This window comes from Pseudoalteromonas sp. 10-33 (assembly GCF_001469195.1).
Lineage (GTDB): Bacteria > Pseudomonadota > Gammaproteobacteria > Enterobacterales > Alteromonadaceae > Pseudoalteromonas.
The window spans coordinates 26,370-45,431 of sequence record NZ_LOFI01000025.1 but is presented as its reverse complement, the minus strand read 5'-3'; the positions used below and the strand labels follow the sequence as shown (position 1 = coordinate 45,431).

Here is a 19,062-nt window from a genome sequence, read left to right as displayed (position 1 = left end):
GGTTTAATATCTATAACGCTTTGCTTCAACGTAAACTTAATAGTTTACTAATCAATAAAGCTTAATCATCCTCAATATTGTCCAGGCCTTTGGTGCCCTCTTTTGGTTTGAGTTTATGATGAATAGCCGACTTAATTAACATATAGCCACTAATTGGGGCCGTTATTAATAGAAATATAGTGATCAGTATTTCTTTAACACTTAAACCCGTTTTAGAGTTTGCAAAATACACCATAGCGGCAATTAACATACTTGCCATACCCAACGTTGTTGCTTTAGTTGGGCCATGTAAACGCATAAAAAAGTCTGGCAGTTTTAATAAGCCTAACGAACCAATTAAAATAAACGTGCCACCAAATAACAATAAAATTGATACAACCCATTCGCTAATCATTTTGCCACCTTATTCGATTATATCGCCACGTAGTAAATACTTACATACAGCTACTGTGCTTACAAAACCCAGCATAGCTATTAATAATGCGGCCTCAAAGTACAACCCTGTTCCCATGCTTATACTGTATAAAACAATGAGTGCAATAACATTTATGTACATAGTATCAAGCGCCAATACTCTATCGGGGATTGATGGGCCAATAATTAAACGCCATAAATTAAGCAGTAAAGAAAGTCCTATCATTGCGAAAACAATAAGTAATACAGTATCTAACATTGAAATATCTCCTTTAGTGGAGCTTCGTAGCGTTTTTTAATATGCTTGATAAGCTCAGCCTCGTCGTCAAGGTCAAGTACATGTATGAGCAAATAACGCTGCGTCATTTCCTCTCCCTCAGCTAACGACTCAGGAATAGGATACACCTCAGCACTTACAGTACCGGGAGTTAACGACACACTGCTTGCTAAAATTGTAATCGGCATATCGTGAGTTAAGTCTAATGGGACTTTAATAAATGCTGGGCGTAGCTTTTTGGAAGGCCCAACAATTAATAACGCAACCTGTAAGTTAGCAACAATAATATCGTAAAGTACAATTACAAATTGTTTTAGAGCTAGCCCTGGCTTTAAAATTAGCGGCTGAGGATCTCTAAATGAAAAGCTTAAAATAGGAATAAAAATAGCAAAAAATGTTGCCAGTACAATATGGCCAACCGACACACTATTGTTAAGCAACAACCATACTATAAACAAAAATAAACTACGAAATGGCGTTGGTAACCACCGAAAACGGGCTTGTAGTCTCATTACATGCCTCCTTTAAGTACAGCATTTATACCGCCGCTAATATCATGTAACTGCGTAGCAGCACCTACCATGTACTCGCTAATCGGCCCACCGAAAATAACTAACAGCGGCGAACAAGCAAGTAAACCTATTATTACTGTCACTTGTAATGGGTTTGCATCAGCGCAGTCTGCGCTTTCGCTGCGTTTATCCTTTCTTTCCCAAAACAAACTTGTACCCGCTCGAGAAAGTGCCACTAAAAGCGCAAAGCTTGTCACTAAATACACAGGCCAAAATACTAAGGCTTGCTCACTATTTAACGTCGATTTTAGTATCCATATTTTACCAACAAAGCCCGATAGTGGCGGCATACCTACCACTGTTAAGGCTGCTATAACAAAGCATGCCCCAAGTAAAAGCGGTTGTTTAACTGCGCGCCCACCAACAAGCCTATCAGCAACTTTACCGCGTTGCTTAGCAATTAAGTCAGCTAGTAAAAATAACGCAGCACTCACTAATGTTGAATGCACTAAGTAATACAACAATGCAGCCGTTGCATTTACATTTTGTAAAGCTACTAGCGCAACTAAAGTACCTACCGACACTAAGACTAAATTAGCGGTTAACTTACGCAAATCTTGCGCAGCGATAGCGCCCATGGCGCCAACCACAATCGTTGCAATCGCTAATCCCCAAAGCCAAGGTTGTACCATGTGCTCAAGTGCACCCGCCTGTTCACCAAATATAACGGTGTAAACACGCAGCATGGCATAAACACCCACCTTAGTCATAATAGCAAATAAGGCTGCAACAACAGGTTTTGCGCTAGCATACGTATTTGGAAGCCATAAATGTAGCGGCAACAATGCGCCTTTTAAAGCAAATACAATAAGTAGTAATAAACCGCCGGCTTTAGCAATAAATACATCATCGCCATTAAGTTGTGATACCTTTTGCGCCATATCAGCAATATTCAATGTACCTAATACGCCATATAAAATACCTAAACCGATTAAAAATACACTCGAGCCCACTAAGTTTAGAATTACATATTGTAGTGCTGCACGTGTGTTTTGTTTGTCGCCACCGTGCATAAGTAATGCATACGATGCAATCAGTAAAACTTCAAAAAACACAAACAGGTTAAATAAATCACCGGTTAAAAAAGCGCCATTAACACCCAGCACTAAAAAATGAACCAGTGGGTGATAAAAGCTCCCTTTTTCATCATCGCCTGCACTGCCAAATAAAATGGCTCCAAGTCCTAAAAACGAGGTTAGCGCTACTAGTAACGTTGATAAATTATCGGCCACAAGTACTATCCCGTAGGGGGCTGACCAATCACCGATGGCATAAACACTAATGCCTGTGTTGTAAATATGTATTAATAAAAACACACTAACAGCAAATGTAATAAGCGCCATGGTATTTGATGCGTATCGACGAATTTGTACACTTTTACCGCAAGGTGGGAGTAACAAAATGACAGCAGCAAGCATAGGCAGTAAAATAGGTAACGAAGCTAAATGTTGGATCATTTTTGCTCCTTACTTGCTGCAGCTGATTTAACGGGGCTTCCATCAACGTGGTCGCTTCCTAAATCAGCACGTCCACGAATAGCCAAAATAACCACAAATGCTGTCATTGCAAAACCAATTACAATTGCGGTTAAAACCAAGGCTTGAGGAAGTGGATCGGCGTAATCTGCACCGGTACCAAGCACAACGGCTTTGTTTATAGTTAAACGCCCTGATGAAAATAAAAATAAGTTTACTGCATATGAAATCATGGTAAGACCCAGTACAACAGGAAACGTACGTGCTCTTAACAGTAAAAATATACCGCAGCTAACTAATACACCAACGCACGATGCGTATAATAGCTCCATTAAATATTCACCTCTTTTTTAGGGGCATCGGAAGTCATATTACCCAAACTAGCTAAAATCATTAATGTTGCACCTACAACTGTGAGGTACACGCCAAGGTCAAACACAATTGCACTAGCAAGTTCTGTTTTACCTACAAATGGAATATCAAAGTAATCGAACCACGTGGTTAAAAATGGTCTACCAAAAAACCAACTACCCACACCGGTAAACATTGCTATACCTATACCCGAGGCGATAATTTTACGATAGTTGATATCAAAGCGCTCGGTGATCCAATTAGAGCCATGCGCCATGTACTGTAAAATAAAGGCTATTGACGTAACTAAACCAGCAATAAAGCCACCGCCGGGTAAGTTATGACCACGCAAGAATATATATGCTGATACTAACAATGCCAGCGGTAATAAACTTTGTGAAATACTTGCAAGTAAAATTGGGTATCGTTCACGCGCCCAAGGACGCCCTTCACTGTCGCTAGCCGGCATAAATAGCGGAATACGCGATAACACTTTAAATATACCTAGTGCAGCAATGCCCAGTACCGTTATTTCGCCTAGGGTGTCAAACCCTCTAAAGTCGACCAGTATAACGTTAACTACATTTGTGCCACCGCCACCCGTTTTAGCATTAGCGACAAAGTAATCAGAAATAGAATTTAATGGGCGCGTTAGTATTGCATAACAAATACTTGCAACTACGACACCAATAGTAGAAGCAATCCCTAAGTCGCGTAGCACTCGCAACGAGCTCGACTCTTTAGGCGTATGCTGCGGTAAAAAGAACAGCGCAAGCATTAGCAATATAATGGTGGCAACTTCAACTGTTAGCTGAGTTAACGCTAAATCTGGCGCAGAAAAACGAGTGAATAAGACCGACACCATTAAACCAACAATAGAAAGCATTAACAGTGCGACCATTCTTGATCTGTGCCAAATAACGGTGGCTATTGCCCCAATTATTAATAAACCAGCACCAATCGCATTATGTACATCAACAGGTGTGCGCGGCATACTGCCGGCTAATTGTTGCATTTCAAATAATGGCCAACCTGCACAAAGTAATACAACGCCCAGCATAATAACTAAGTAGCGCTGTAAAGAACCGTTTTCAGTACTGTTAATTTTACTTTGACACCATGCAACGACACTCAGCACGGCACGCTCAAAGGTTTTTTTAGCATTCAGTGTGGGTAATGACGCCTGAAATTGAAATAAATATTTGCGATTTACGTAAATGAACAAACCACCGGCAACAGCCATTGCACTCATCAGTAACGGCAAATTAAAACCATGCCAAATTGTTAATTTATACTCTGGCATCGCCTCCCCTAATACTGCTAATGAGGCTGCAGATAAAATACTATCAACAGTAAAGCTTGGGAAAATACCCACCAAAATACACAGTACAACCAGTATTTCTATTGGCACTCGCATATAGCGTGGAGGTTCATGCGGTGTTCGCGGTAAGTCTATTGGGTCACCGTTAAAAAATACATCGTGAATAAAGCGGGCTGAATAGGCAACTGCAAATGCACCAGCCACCGTCGCAAGCACCGGTATTAACCATGACATAGAGCCAAGTACTTGCTGATGGAGTGTTTCGGCAAAAAACATTTCTTTAGATAAGAAACCATTGAGCAGAGGCACGCCCGCCATAGCTGCAGCAGCAACCATAGCAAGGGTTGCAGTATAAGGCATAAACCGCCACATACCATTGAGTTTACGCATATCACGCGTACCAGTTTCATGGTCAATAATACCGGTTGCCATAAATAGCGAGGCTTTAAATGTCGCATGGTTAATTATATGAAATATGGCGGCCACCGTTGCAAGCTCGGTATCAAGGCCAAGTAATAGCGTGATCAAACCTAAGTGGCTAATTGTCGAATATGCAAGTAACCCCTTTAAATCGTGCTTAAATAACGCAATGTAAGCACCAAACAACAGTGTAGCTAAACCCGTTAAACCAACTAATAAAAACCACATCTCGGTCCCAGCTAAAGCTGGATAGAAACGCGCAAGTAAAAAGATTCCTGCTTTAACCATTGTTGCTGAGTGTAAATAAGCGCTAACAGGCGTAGGCGCAGCCATGGCATGGGGTAACCAAAAGTGAAACGGAAACTGAGCCGACTTAGTAAATGCACCCAGCAATACTAAAACAAGTGCTAATTCGTATAAATCATGGGATTGTATAATAGCTTTACTCGCTAAAATAACATCTAAGTCGTAACTGCCAACAATGTCCCCTAACAACATTAACCCGCCAAGTAGTGCTAAACCGCCTGCACCCGTTACAGCTAGGGCCATTCGCGCGCCCTTACGCGCTTCAGATTTATGCCACCAATAGCTTATCAATAAAAAAGAACTGATACTGGTCAATTCCCAAAATAACCATAGTTGTATAACGTTATTAGACATAACAATACCTAGCATTGCCGTCATAAATAACATTAAGTAGCTATAAAGCTTAGCCATTGAGTCATTAGCGCTGAGGTAATAACGTGTATATACAATAACAAGCAAACCAATGCCTAGTATCATAAACATAAACAAGAGGCTTAAACCGTCTATACGAAGCGATAAATCAAGCCCAATAGATGGGATCCACGCTAATGAATAGCGAATAGTTTCACCAGAGAGAACCGCAGGCGCGTGGTATAAAGTAATAGCCAAAGCGGTTAACGGTGCAAGCACAGTAATAAATGTACTTTGATTGCGAGAAAGTTTGCCTGTGAATGCAGAAATAACACTGCCAATCAAGGATAACAAGGGTATCCAGAGCAAAGTCATAATGTAGGGCCTTTTATAATCATAAGTTTATCAGGGCGCCACTTTTATACATTAAGTGATGCTTTTACTGCCTGTTTTTAAACGACATTAATGGTATTAGTTATACTCAATAACACATATTTTGTCTATAAAAAGCGAAGCATGTTGAGTTAATTTAAAGAAGGAAAATAGGGACTTAAAAACCTATGGTTATAAACATATTAACGCTTAATTTTATCTATATGTGCCAACCAAAGGGCCCTGTATTGATCAGAAAGCGTGATCTGCTGATATTCTAGAATTGACCAGTCTTTACTTGGTTTGTAGGCTACACCCCCAATCTGGCAGCTTTTACTTTTATGCCAACCATTTGGTGATTTTTCACCTTTTTGTGCAATATACAAGTTAGGAGCAACTAAACCTCTCCTTTTACACAACCAAGCTTGCTTAGACTTGGGTAAAATATATTCATCTTCAAAGCCATTAAAGTGCATTAGCTCGTGCAAAAAAATACCATAATTAGCGCCTGAATTTAATTGCATAACACCACGGCTAACATTAGCACTTCCATATCTGGACATCATCACAACAAAATCAAATTTTCTTAAAAGCTGTTGATTTATTAACGCTGATTGCCAATCACAATTAGCCGCTTTACTCATGCTATTGCTGCATTTTAAAGCACCTGCCACATATACTGGTTTACTAAAACAAAAAGCGCCCTGTCTTGGCTCAGGTTTTTTATTATAGGTTTTTATTAATGCCGACAACTTATAAAGTCCACTTCGATGATCGCTCATCGTTAAAACATTAAACTGGCATTTTTTATTTGCCAAAATATTAGAGTCTAACGATAAAAACTCCAATGAATGTAAAAATGGCTTAGGGATCTGTGTGTGAATAACACCATGGTGTAAATTAAAATGATTTAATACAAAACCAGGCTTAAGGTATCCTAACGCGTTTAATATATTAAGATCGCCCCATTGCTCAGTAGCGAGTAGTTGCTGCGATAAGTTAGCAATCTGAGCATTACTTATATTGGGTAAACTTGCCCGCCAAAATAATTTAGCAGCTTTGATCTGTTTTACCTTGAGCAGATGTAAAGAATACTCGTATTGCGCAGTAGGAATTTGATGCCTAGCAAGTAGGCCAAGGATGTTTTTAGGCAGCTTATTTATACGTGCTAAAAAGTAGTGTGGAAATTGCCAATATAATTGTAGCGGATTGGCCTTGGCATTTAATACCTGCCAAAAACCAATACCGCCATAACTGTTACTCGAGCCTGCTATTGATAAGCTAAAAAGTAACGCGATTGTTGCTCTTAACACACTAACTTGCGTCTGCTTCCATTAACAGCTCAAGTTCTAAACGTGCATATTTGTATTCTATGAACTCATGAACGTTGGTAGACAGTGCCAATCTAAAATAATCCGCAGCAACATAGGTATCACCTGCAGCTTGATGTAGCTTAGCTAAGTAAAAATAAGCTTCGCACAAACGTTGTGCATATTCTTGCTCTGACTTAACGCCATCGCTAACGCCAGATAAAAATGCATGCTCATTCATATCACCTGCAAAAAGTGAAATTAGCTGATAAGCCCATTGTGAGTCATCAAGCGCTTTAGAATTGGTTTTTAGTTCGGCGAGCGCTGAGTCTTTATCTAATTTAGCTTGTGCTAAATAAACCCACAACACGCGGTAAGGATCATTGGGAGAACGCGCTAAAAATTGGCTAAAATCGGTCTTTGCAATACTAGGCCTATCGCCATAGTACAATGCAATGCCCCGGTTTAAATAAGCATACTCATGTTCTTCATCCAGCTCTAAAGCAGAATCAAAAAGCTCATACGCTTTTTCGTATTGCTGCATTAATGTATGTTGAATACCTAAAAAATTATAAACTTCGGCTAAGTCTGGCTTAAGCTTTACAGCACGGTTGAAGTCAATACGCGACAATGTCGTCATACCTAAGCTGTCAAACAGTACTCCCCGATCATAATATAATTTAGCTTGTTGCTCGGGTGTTAAATCAGCTCTGTTGAGTAACTCAGAATAACGCGCTATGGCTATTTCACTGCGAAAGTCAGACGCTAATGGTGCTGTAAAAGGCACATTGACCACTGGTGTTGGTTCTGATTGAGTTGTTGTTTGGCAAGCGCTTAAAGACAAAATAGCAAAAGACGCCAAAGCAATGTGTTTGAATATCATTAAAATCCTTAATACCAAGGTTGGTAGCTCTAAGACTGACGACGACCAATTTGGTTCATAATCACATATACACTGTATATCATCGTAAGTAATCGAACCTCCTTGAATAATCTTTGTTTAAATTCAAGTTCCTCATTAAAGCATAAAAAAAGGGGCTAAACAGCCCCCTTTTATATTATCCAGTAAATATCTGGATTAAGCATTAGCAATTACGCGTCAGTTGGCGCATCAGCTGCTGGTGCAGCAGATTCCATTGCTTCTTTAATACTTAGACGTACACGGCCTTGGCGATCTACTTCTAGTACTTTGACTTTAACTTCTTGACCTTCGCTAAGGTGGTCAGCAACGTTATTAACGCGCTCAGTACTAATTTGAGAAATATGTACTAAACCATCTTTACCAGGAAGAATGTTTACGAACGCACCAAAATCTACGATTCGTACAACTTTACCTTCGTAAATAGTACCTACTTCAAGTTCAGCTGTTAGTTGCTCGATACGGCTGATTGCATTTGCAGCACTTTCACCGTCAGTAGCGGCAATTTTAATTGTACCGTCGTCACCAATCTCAATCGTTGTACCTGTTTCTTCAGTAAGTTGACGAATAGTAGCGCCACCTTTACCGATAACTTCAGCGATTTTCTTCTGTGGAATTTTCATTGTGTAAATGCGTGGAGCAAACATTGAAAGCTCTTCAGAAGGAGCAGAAATAGCTTCGTCCATAACTTCTAAGATGTGTAAACGTGCTGCTTTTGCTTGTTTAAGCGCAATTTGCATGATTTCTTGCGTGATACCTTCAATTTTAATATCCATTTGAAGTGCAGTAATACCTGCAGCAGTACCCGCTACTTTAAAGTCCATGTCACCTAAGTGATCTTCATCACCTAAGATGTCAGAAAGAACAACGAATTTCTCGTCTTCTTTTACTAGACCCATCGCAATACCTGCAACAGATGCTTTAATTGGCACACCTGCGTTCATAAGTGCCAGTGAAGTACCACATACAGACGCCATTGAAGATGAACCGTTTGATTCAGTGATTTCAGATACTACACGGATTGAGTAAGGGAAATCTGTTAGCGTAGGCATAACTGCTGCAATACCACGCTTAGCTAGGTTACCGTGGCCGATTTCACGACGCTTAGGAGAACCTACAAAACCTGTTTCACCTACACAGAATGGAGGGAAGTTATAGTTAAGCATAAAGTGGTTTTTGTGTGTGCCAGTTAAGTCATCGATTAACTGTGAATCACGCTCTGTACCAAGCGTAGCCGTAACTAATGCTTGAGTTTCACCACGTGTAAAGATAGCAGAACCGTGAGTACGCGGTAATACGCCAGTCATTACGTCTAGTGCGCGGATCATATCTGGTTCACGACCATCGATACGCTTTTCGCCTGCAGCGATACGGCCACGAACAATTTTCTTCTCAAGTGAACCGAATACCTTACCCACTTCTTGCTTATCAAGCGTTTCGCCTTCAGCAAGCTCGCTTGATAGTGCTTCGATAACTGCATCTTTAGCTACGCCAAGTGCTTCTTTACGCGCTACTTTATCAGTGATACGGTAAGCTTCGCCTACTTTATCAGCAGCAAGTTCAGCTACTTTCTCTTCAAGAGATACGTTTTTCTCAGGTGCAGTCCAATCCCAAGTAGGCTTGCCTGCTTCTGCTTTAAATTCGTTAATAGCGTTGATGATAGCTTGAGATTGCTCATGGCCATATACAACAGCGCCTAGCATTACGTCTTCTGCAAGAACGTCTGCTTCAGATTCAACCATAAGTACCGCGTTATCTGTACCCGCTACTACTAAATCTAGTTGGCTTTCTTCAAGTTCTTTTAACGTTGGGTTAAGAACATATTCGCCACCAATGTAACCAACACGCGCAGCACCAATTGGACCGCTGAACGGGATGCCAGAAATAGCAAGCGCCGCAGATGTACCAATCATTGCAACCATATCAGGTTGGATCTCAGGGTTAACAGACACAACAGTTGCAATAACTTGTACTTCGTTAACGAAACCATTTGGGAAAAGTGGACGAATTGGACGGTCAATAAGACGTGCTATTAGTGTTTCACCGTCGTTTGGACGACCTTCACGCTTAAGGAAACCACCTGGGATACGACCTGCAGCGTACATACGCTCTTGGTAGTTTACTGTTAGTGGGAAAAAGTCTTGGCCAGGTTGTGCTTCACGCTTACCAACAACAGTTACTAAAACTGACGTGTCGCCAATGCTTGCTAAAACTGCACCATCTGCTTGACGCGCAATTGCGCCTGTTTCTAGAGTTACAGTGTGTTGACCTAGTTGAAATTCTTTTATAATTGCTTGCACTTAAAATATCCTTTAAATCTAAATAAGTGTTCCATCAAAGTACCAATTACAGTACATAATTGTATTCAGTTGGAAATCAATTAAGTACTACAATTGGCAATGATGTTATTAACTGTAGATAAACCTTTTTATCTACGCGCATAGTATATACCAAAGCCACGTAAAAATGCGAGTCTAGCAAACAGTTTATAGTATGTATGTTTATCATCTAAATGGGTTGAATTAACGAGAAAAACTGCGCACAGCTTTATAGAAGACTTTTATACTAATCCGCTTAATAAAGTGATCTATTTTAAGAGTGGAAAAACGTGTAAATAACTAAGCAAAAAAATTGCTATTAAGTTGTTCTCAAAATAAATTTTTAACGCGAATAGTGACACGTTTAGCCCCGCAACATGGTTAAGTATTATTACGGATTGGTGTAAATATTATGGCCAGTTACTAGTCGATGTTATTTGCTAAATTTCAGGCACAAAAAAAGGAGCTATAAAGCTCCTTTTCTCGTAATCAAGTTCTTAGCGACGTAGGCCAAGCTCTTGGATTAACGCAGTATAACGCGAGATATCTTTACCTTTAAGGTAATCAAGCAATTTACGGCGAGTGCTTACTTTACGAAGCAGACCACGACGTGAGTGGAAGTCATGCTTGTGATCAGCAAAGTGACCTTGAAGCTTGTTGATATCAAAAGTAAGTAATGCTACTTGTACTTCAGGTGAACCAGTGTCGCCTTCAGCACGTGCGAATTTAGCAATGATATCGATTTTTTCTTGATTGCTTAGTGACATAATAACTCCAAAAATTAAATTTAAAAGGTGTCTTAGCCGATCACTAATTCAGCCAAAACGATTAAGCGGGCGTATTCTAACAAGTATAAGAATAACTACAAGTTAAACTTTACTCTGCCTGCTGATTAGATAGACCGCGCTTTGATTTTAAATGCCCGTCAGGATTTTTCTCACCAGTGCCTATAAACACGCCATCTGCCAAGACTTTTATTGCACCGTCTGGTAATTCTTTACCTAGCACCACAGCTTGACCATGGCTAAATGCAATGCCCTGCTCTTCACTTATCTCTACAACAGGTAAATCAACTAATGCTGTATCCATAGGTAGAAGCAGTTCATCAAGGTAGCTTGATGGCAAAATTTCTTCGTCTTTAGCTTTAGCTAATAACGACTCTAGTTGCTCGAGCGATACCATTTTATCTGCAGGATAATGCCCAACAGCTGAACGGTGAAGCATAATTACATGAGCACCACAGCCTAAATTTTCACCTAAGTCATCAACAATAGTACGAATGTAAGTCCCTTTAGATACATGGGCCGTCATTTGTACTTCATTATTTGCTTCATCAAACTCATCAAGCGTTAAACTAAACACATTTATTTTTCTGCACTTTCTTGGAACTTCAATACCTTCGCGGGCATATTTATACAAAGGTTTTCCTTCGTATTTAAGTGCAGAATACATTGATGGATACTGATCAGATTCACCTAAAAACGCTGCAATTTCTTTTTTCAGCTGTTCTATAGTTACATTTACATCTCGTGTCTGAACTATTTCACCATCAGAGTCTGATGTTGTTGTTCTTTCACCTAATTTAGCGCGCACAACATAAGTTTTGTCGGTATCAAGTAAAAACTGGGTAAACTTAGTTGCCTCACCAAAACAAATTGGCAGCATACCAGTCGCTAGCGGATCAAGCGCGCCTGTATGCCCCGCTTTTTGAGCAAAATATATACCTTTTGCCTGTTGTAATGCTTTATTTGACGAAATGCCTTGCGGTTTGTTTAACAACAAAATCCCATCTATTGCACGGCCTTTACTGCGTCTTGCCATCGCTACATGCCTTCTTAACTGTCTTTATCGCCTGCTTGCTCGATATTGTCATCGTTATTTTGCGCTTCATCAACGCTGTCTTCATTGACATGTTTTGCGTTATCTTCTCTGATGATTGTGTCCACTAAGTTAGAGATACGCATCCCTTCCATTAATGAATTATCAACCACAAACTTTAGCTCTGGCATAATACGAGCACGAATACGCTTACCTAGTAACGAGCGAATATAACCTGTTGCTTCGTTAAGAACTTTTGCGCTTTGCTTAGCTGCATCTTCATCTTTTGTATTGAACACCGTGATGAAAATTTTTGCATAAGATAAATCGCGCGATACTTCTACCGCAGACACTGTCACCATGCCTAAGCGCGGATCTTTAATTTCGCGTTGTAAAATCACAGCAATTTCCTTTTGGATTTGCTGGCCAACACGATCAGTGCGAGAAAACTCTCTCATGAAATTTGTCCTAAAAATGTAACTTATTGAAATTTAATAATAAGCTAATTAAGTTATAGATACACAAATGGGGGCTAAGCCCCCATTTATTAGTTTAGTGAGCTAACAATTATAAAGTACGTTGTACTTCAACTGTTTCAAATACTTCGATTTGGTCACCAACACGTACGTCATTGTAGTTCTTAACACCGATACCACATTCCATACCATTACGCACTTCTTGAACATCGTCTTTAAAGCGACGAAGTGATTCAAGTTCACCTTCGTATATAACCACGTTATCACGTAGTACACGAATAGGCGCGCTGCGCTTAATAATACCTTCCGTCACCATACAACCGGCAATAGCGCCAATTTTTGGTGATTTGAATACGTCACGAACCTGAGCAAGACCGATAATTTCTTGCTTAAATTCTGGTGCAAGCATACCTGACATCGCTTGCTTAACTTCTTCAATTAAGGCGTAAATAACGCTGTAGTAGCGTAAATCTAAGTTTTCAGAGTCAATCACTTTACGTGCAGATGCATCAGCACGTACGTTGAAACCTACAACAATTGCGTTAGAAGCTGCAGCAAGCGTTGCGTCTGTCTCTGTAATTCCACCAACGCCAGAACCCACTATCTTCACTTTTACTTCGTCAGTAGAAAGCTTAGTTAGTGAATCAGAAATTGCTTCGATAGAGCCTTGTACGTCCGCTTTAAGTACCACGTTAACTTCTGAAACGTCACCTTCTGCCATGTTAGTAAACATGTTTTCAAGTTTCGCTTTTTGCTGACGTGCTAGTTTAACATCACGGAACTTACCTTGACGATATAATGCAACTTCACGCGCTTTACGCTCATCTTTAACTACCGTTGCTTCATCACCCGCTGCCGGAATACCAGACAGACCTAAAATCTCTACTGGTATAGATGGACCTGCAGACTTGATGTCTTTACCGTTCTCATCGCGCATTGCACGAACACGGCCATACTCAAGACCACACAATACAATGTCACCTTGGTTTAGCGTACCTGACTGAACAAGAATAGACGCTACTGGACCACGGCCTTTATCAAGACGCGATTCAATTACAACACCTGCAGCCATACCTTGGCTTGGTGCAGTAAGTTCTAATAGCTCAGATTGCATAAGTACAGCTTCAAGTAGTTCATCAATACCTAAGCCAGTTTTAGCTGAGATATGAACGTACTGCGTGTCGCCGCCCCATTCTTCTGGGATAACGTCTAGCTGTGCTAACTCGTTTTTAACGCGATCTGGATCTGCGCCTTCTTTATCCATTTTGTTAACAGCAATGATTAAAGGAACACCCGCTGCACGAGCATGCTGTACCGCTTCTTTAGTTTGTGGCATTACACCATCATCAGCTGCAACAACTAAGATTACAATATCAGTCGCTTTAGCACCACGAGCACGCATTGATGTAAACGCGGCGTGACCCGGAGTATCTAAGAATGTGATCATGTTGCCGTTAGTTTCAACGTGGTATGCACCAATGTGCTGCGTAATACCACCGGCTTCGCCTGAAGCAACTTTAGCTGAACGAATGTAATCAAGCGTCGATGTTTTACCATGGTCAACGTGACCCATAACAGTAACTACTGGCGCACGCGGCTCAGACTTGCCATCTTCGTGGCGGTCATTTAGTACTGTTTGCTCTAATTCGTTTTCTTTAACAATGATAACTTTATGGCCCATTTCTTCTGCTACTAGTTGTGCAGTTTCTTGGTCAATAACTTGGTTAATCGTAACCATGTCACCCATTTTCATCATTGTTTTTACAACTTCAGCGCCTTTAACAGCCATGCGAGATGCAAGCTCAGCAACTGTAATTGTTTCGCTAATACGCACTTCATTTTTAACATCAGCCGTTGGTTTTTGGAAACCATGCTGTAATGAAGCAGGTGCTTTTAGCTTACCTTTTTTACCTTTAGACGCTGCAAACTTATCTTTTGCTGGCGCTTTTTTCTTTTTCTTCGCACGGCGTGAGCCTTGCTCTTCGCGAGCATCAGCTACATCTTCTGCTTCACGTGCGTAAGTTGAAGTCGTAAGGTGGTGATCTGCTGTTTCTTCACGCTTCTTACGCTCTTCTTCTTCTTTCTTCCAACGAGCTGAATTTTCTTCAGCTAGTTTTCTTGCTTCTTCTGCCTGACGTTTCGCTTCTTCTTCAGCTTTCTTCAATGCGGCCTCTTCTGCTTCTTTTTGCAGACGCTCAGCTTCGATGCGATCTTTCTCAGACTTAGCACTTTGCTCTGGGGTCATCTGCTTTTGTTTCGCTTTACGCTCAGCATCAGCTTTACGTTTAGCTTCTTCTTTGGCTTTACGATCAGCGTCTTCTTTCGCTTTACGTTCTGCCTCTTGTTTTGCCTTTAACTCAGCGGCTGCTTGTTCAGCTTTTTGCTGCTCTTCAAGACGCGCTTTTTCTTCAGCGGCTAAGCGTTGCTGCTCTTGCTCTTGTTCCATTGCGCTTTTCTTCACGTAGGTACGTGTTTTGCGAACTTCAACTTGAACCGCTTTCGCTTTACCTGTAGAGCCAGTCACATTTAGTGTGCTTTTGCTCTTACGTTGTAAAGTCATGCGTGCAGGGCCTTCAGAGCCCGTGCCACCATGTGACTTACTTAAATGATCAAGTAACGTTGCTTTTTCTGCTTCAGTTACATTATCAGTTGCCTGCTTAGTGATACCCGCTTGCGAAAATTGCTGTAGCAATTTATCAACAGTTGTACCTATATCGCCGGCTAGTTTTTCAACATTTACTTCTGCCATAGTGTGTAATACCTCCGTTAATAAATTACTCGTCTGCAAACCAACAAATGTTTCGTGCAGCCATTATAAGCTCACCTGCTTGTTCAGATGAAAGCTCTGTGATATCAACTAATTCGTCAATACCTTGCTCTGCCAAGTCTTCAAGTGTTACAACACCTTTGCTTGCCATTACAAATGCTAGGTGACGCTCTAACCCTTCAAGCGCAAGTAAGTCTTCAGCTGGCTCTGCGCCCTCTAAGCTTTCTTCTGTTTTAAGCGCTTTCGTTGTTAATGCATCTTTAGCACGTGAACGTAAAACGTCCACAGTCTCTTCGTCAAGACCGTCGATTTCTAAAAACTCAGAAGCTGGCACATAGGCAACTTCTTCAAGCGTTGAGAAACCTTCGTTGATAAGTAGTGTTGCAAACTCATCATCGATATCTAAATTTTCAGTGAATAAGTTAAGTAACTTATCTGATTCTGCTTCATTTTTAGTACGCATTTCGTCAACTGTCATTACGTTTAGTTCCCAACCAGTTAACTGGCTTGCTAAACGAACGTTTTGACCATTACGTCCAATGGCTTGTGCTAGGTTATCGGCTTCAACTGCGATATCCATTGAGTGAGTGTCTTCATCTACTACTATTGAAGCAACTTCAGCCGGCGACATTGCATTAATAACAAATTGAGCTGGGTTGTCATCGTAAAGTACAATATCAACACGCTCACCACCAAGCTCAGACGAAACAGCCTGAACACGGGCACCACGCATACCTACACATGCGCCAATTGGATCAATACGCTTGTCATTAGATTTAACCGCGATTTTAGCGCGTGAACCAGGATCACGCGCAGCAGCGCGAAGCTCGATCATTTCTTCGCCAATTTCTGGCACCTCAATGCGGAATAACTCCATCAGCATTTCAGGTTTAGAACGCGTTACAAATAATTGTGCGCCGCGAGCTTCTGGCTTAACTTCATATAAAAGACCACGAATACGGTCGCCTGGGCGGAAGTTTTCGCGTGGTAACATATCGTCACGGTAAATAACGGCTTCTGCGTTGTTGCCTAAGTCAAGTACGATTGAATCACGCGTTGCTTTTTTAACAACACCTGTTACTAACTCACCAACTTGGTCTTTATATGCGTCAACCACTAAAGCACGCTCAGCTTCACGTACTTTTTGTACGATTACTTGTTTAGCCATTTGTGTTGTGATGCGGTCAAATTTGATTGAATCAATTTGCTCTTCAACAAAATCACCAAGCTGTAAATCAGGCTCTTCAACCTGCGCAGCTTCCAAAGTTATTTCGCTGTACGGGTTTTCTAATGACCCATCTTCTAAAACTTCAGCAATCTGCCAGCGGCGGAACGTGTCGTAATCACCTGTTTTACGGTCAATTGATACACGTACTTCAATTTCACCATCGTGTTTTTTCTTTGTCGCCGTCGCTAGTGCGAACTCTAATGCTTCAAAAATCTTTTCTTTTGGAACCGCTTTCTCATTGGAAACGGCTTCAGCAACCAATAATATCTCTTTTGCCATGGGTAATGCCTCGCTTGCCCTATTCCTTCGCACTCGAATTTAAAACTTTGCGATTAAATTCGCACGTTCTATATTACTAAGCATGATCAAATGCTCTACACCATCACTTGATAGTGTGATCATATCGCTGCTAACTGCTATTAAGTCGCCTTTAAAATTTCGACGACCGTCTTGTGGAAGCTTAGTACGCACGCGTACTTCCTCTCCTTGCGCCTGCTCGTAGTGATCTTGTTTGAATAATGGACGATCAACACCAGGAGACGACACTTCCAAATCATATTCATTTGTAATTGGGTCTTCGACATCTAATATCGCACTAATTTGGCGACTAGCGTCCGCACAGTTATCAACTGAGATCCCATCCTCATGAGCAATATATACTCTTAAGGTAGAATGGCGACCCGCTTGTACAAATTCAAGACCATGTAACTCAAAGCCTAACATTTCTACCGCAGGCGTTAACATGGTTACTAAATCTTGCTCAAGTTTTGTCACGAAAATCCTCCATACAAACAAAAAAAGGGCTTATAGCCCTAAAATACTGAGTTTAAATTTTAATTTAATGACAACCGCCATAAATTAAGAAAGGTGCAGATACAACAACGCCCCGAACCAAGCGGGGCGTCACACCAATAAAGCATAAAACTGTGTGGCCTAGGGCCGAGCTTGGTTGCGAGTCAGTAAATGACCAAATTAAACTGCATTAGCTTAAACGCAAAACGCGCATTACGTAGAATGCGCGATATAAAATAATAAGTTTACACTTATTAGTAGAATTGGTTGCGGGAGCCGGATTTGAACCGACGACCTTCGGGTTATGAGCCCGACGAGCTACCAGGCTGCTCCATCCCGCGCCAATAGATATCAAACCTTGATTTAATATCGCTGTTAGTTGTTTTAAAACAGACTAAACAATGGCCGCTATTATAGGGATGTTGGGGATGATTAGCAACCATAATAACGAATAACTTTTTAAATATTGTGCCCAAAGACGCTAAACAAAATACTCATTATACCTATTAGAGGTATAGAGCTACTCTCGTTGATGTATGACTTACAGTTTAAACAGAGCAAATACAGTAAAAACGAATCGATAACGACTCTCATTTTTATTTTTAAATGTATAAAACTCAAAAAGTTATTACATAATTAATACTTTTTCATCAAAAAAACGTGTGATTTTTGTTACGCAACCTATAATAATAAAAAAGAATTATAAAAATAAGTTTTCCTTTCTGTGAGGCTATGATGAATTCACATAAATCCGTTTTGTTAAAAAGTCTTGGTATCATAAAACCAAACTTTCACGCATTTACTGCGCGATTCCACAAAAAGCTCGAGCAATCTAATGTATCAATGAAGATACCGAGCGCTGAGCAATTTAACGAAAAAAGTTACATTTTATATTGTACCTTAGAGCGCATAATCAAAAATATAGATAACCCATCATCTGTTGCGCCATTTTTGAGTCATCATTTACAGTATTTAAAAAAATTGAATATACAGCAAAATGATATAAAGCCCCTTACAGATATTTTTTATATAACTTTAGTAGAGCACTTGGGTCGACTATTTAATGAAGATACCCATTTAGCATGGCGTAATGTTCTTACCTATTTTGAACGCTTTACGAATGACACACTCTTTAATGTCTCTAATGTGGTTTGCTTAAACGAACTTATGCAACAAAAGCGAAGTAATAATTAAAGTAGTTTTAGGGTCTGTTAACCTTTTAAGGATAAATTTGCAGCAGTCTGTTTGGTATTCAGAAAAGGCAGAGCTTATGCAGTGCAGTTATTCTCCATAAATTGGCGATAACGAAGCATTAATGCTAAACAGGCGCTGCCCAAGGGGTTCTTCCTAAGGACTATTCACGCTTTGTTGCCTGCATGGACGCAAGTAGGGGCGTGAGCAGGACACGGAAGCTTTGATCGGCTTTGACTTATACTTACATGAATGAAGGCCAGTAGAATAATGCATGGGTAGTTATCGATCCCACTAGGTTACAAATATCGCGCCGCAATTAAACAGCCCCTAGTTTGAACAAATTTCAATCCGAAAAGATCAACCTTCCCTAATTAAACCCTC

At 40.5% G+C, this 19,062-nt stretch carries 16 protein-coding genes and 1 tRNA gene; 1 reads left to right on the top strand and 16 read right to left on the bottom strand.

Going from position 1 to position 19,062, the window contains the following annotated elements; genetic code table 11:
* Positions 1-61 precede the first annotated feature (61 nt).
* From ATS76_RS14165 to ATS76_RS14090, 16 genes are all read right to left on the bottom strand, one after another.
* Positions 62-394, bottom strand: coding sequence for a Na+/H+ antiporter subunit G (locus ATS76_RS14165; RefSeq protein WP_058403391.1), 333 nt, complete (start codon positions 392-394; stop codon positions 62-64).
* A gap of 9 nt (positions 395-403) precedes the next feature.
* A complete protein-coding gene (locus tag ATS76_RS14160) occupies positions 404-673 on the bottom strand; it encodes a K+/H+ antiporter subunit F (RefSeq protein ID WP_006793386.1) in 270 nt (89 codons plus the stop codon).
* Positions 667-1,203, bottom strand: coding sequence for a Na+/H+ antiporter subunit E (locus tag ATS76_RS14155; RefSeq protein ID WP_058403392.1), 537 nt, complete (start codon positions 1,201-1,203; stop codon positions 667-669). Before ATS76_RS14155 ends, ATS76_RS14160 begins: the two co-directional genes overlap by 7 nt.
* Positions 1,203-2,720 carry a monovalent cation/H+ antiporter subunit D gene (locus ATS76_RS14150; RefSeq protein WP_058552629.1) on the bottom strand — a complete coding sequence of 506 codons (1,518 nt, stop codon included), beginning with the start codon at positions 2,718-2,720 and terminating at the stop codon, positions 1,203-1,205. The genes ATS76_RS14155 and ATS76_RS14150 overlap by 1 nt, the downstream gene beginning before the upstream one ends.
* Positions 2,717-3,070 (bottom strand): Na+/H+ antiporter subunit C, encoded by a 354-nt coding sequence (locus tag ATS76_RS14145; protein WP_058403394.1) that lies wholly within the window; start codon positions 3,068-3,070, stop codon positions 2,717-2,719. Before ATS76_RS14145 ends, ATS76_RS14150 begins: the two co-directional genes overlap by 4 nt.
* On the bottom strand, positions 3,070-5,862 hold the full coding sequence (locus ATS76_RS14140; protein WP_058552628.1) for a monovalent cation/H+ antiporter subunit A: 2,793 nt from the start codon (positions 5,860-5,862) through the stop codon (positions 3,070-3,072). Before ATS76_RS14140 ends, ATS76_RS14145 begins: the two co-directional genes overlap by 1 nt.
* A gap of 200 nt (positions 5,863-6,062) precedes the next feature.
* Positions 6,063-7,172 (bottom strand): hypothetical protein, encoded by a 1,110-nt coding sequence (locus tag ATS76_RS14135; protein ID WP_058552627.1) that lies wholly within the window; start codon positions 7,170-7,172, stop codon positions 6,063-6,065.
* Between the two features lies 1 nt (position 7,173).
* Complete coding sequence (gene nlpI, locus ATS76_RS14130; RefSeq protein WP_058552626.1) at positions 7,174-8,052, bottom strand: lipoprotein NlpI; 879 nt, start codon at positions 8,050-8,052, stop codon at positions 7,174-7,176.
* Positions 8,053-8,261: 209 nt separating this feature from the next.
* The gene (gene pnp / locus ATS76_RS14125; RefSeq protein ID WP_058552625.1) at positions 8,262-10,388 is read right to left on the bottom strand and encodes a polyribonucleotide nucleotidyltransferase; all 2,127 of its coding nucleotides are present in this window, start codon (positions 10,386-10,388) and stop codon (positions 8,262-8,264) included.
* A 515-nt stretch (positions 10,389-10,903) separates the two neighbouring features.
* Positions 10,904-11,173, bottom strand: coding sequence for a 30S ribosomal protein S15 (gene rpsO / locus ATS76_RS14120; protein WP_004585888.1), 270 nt, complete (start codon positions 11,171-11,173; stop codon positions 10,904-10,906).
* 109 nt (positions 11,174-11,282) lie between these two features.
* Positions 11,283-12,227, bottom strand: a complete 945-nt coding sequence (gene truB, locus ATS76_RS14115; RefSeq protein WP_058552624.1) for a tRNA pseudouridine(55) synthase TruB — start codon at positions 12,225-12,227, stop codon at positions 11,283-11,285.
* Between the two features lie 14 nt (positions 12,228-12,241).
* Complete coding sequence (gene rbfA, locus ATS76_RS14110) at positions 12,242-12,682, bottom strand: 30S ribosome-binding factor RbfA (protein WP_058403399.1); 441 nt, start codon at positions 12,680-12,682, stop codon at positions 12,242-12,244.
* A gap of 109 nt (positions 12,683-12,791) precedes the next feature.
* Positions 12,792-15,449: a translation initiation factor IF-2 gene (gene infB / locus ATS76_RS14105; protein ID WP_058403400.1), complete on the bottom strand. Its 2,658-nt coding sequence runs from the start codon at positions 15,447-15,449 to the stop codon at positions 12,792-12,794.
* 25 nt (positions 15,450-15,474) lie between these two features.
* Positions 15,475-16,974, bottom strand: coding sequence for a transcription termination factor NusA (nusA, locus tag ATS76_RS14100; protein ID WP_008128091.1), 1,500 nt, complete (start codon positions 16,972-16,974; stop codon positions 15,475-15,477).
* Between the two features lie 39 nt (positions 16,975-17,013).
* Positions 17,014-17,469 (bottom strand): ribosome maturation factor RimP, encoded by a 456-nt coding sequence (gene rimP, locus ATS76_RS14095; RefSeq protein ID WP_006793371.1) that lies wholly within the window; start codon positions 17,467-17,469, stop codon positions 17,014-17,016.
* 282 nt (positions 17,470-17,751) lie between these two features.
* A tRNA-Met gene (locus ATS76_RS14090) sits at positions 17,752-17,828 on the bottom strand.
* A gap of 502 nt (positions 17,829-18,330) precedes the next feature.
* Here ATS76_RS14090 and ATS76_RS14085 point away from each other — a divergent pair.
* Positions 18,331-18,681 (top strand): globin, encoded by a 351-nt coding sequence (locus ATS76_RS14085; RefSeq protein ID WP_235590938.1) that lies wholly within the window; start codon positions 18,331-18,333, stop codon positions 18,679-18,681.
* Positions 18,682-19,062 lie beyond the last annotated feature (381 nt).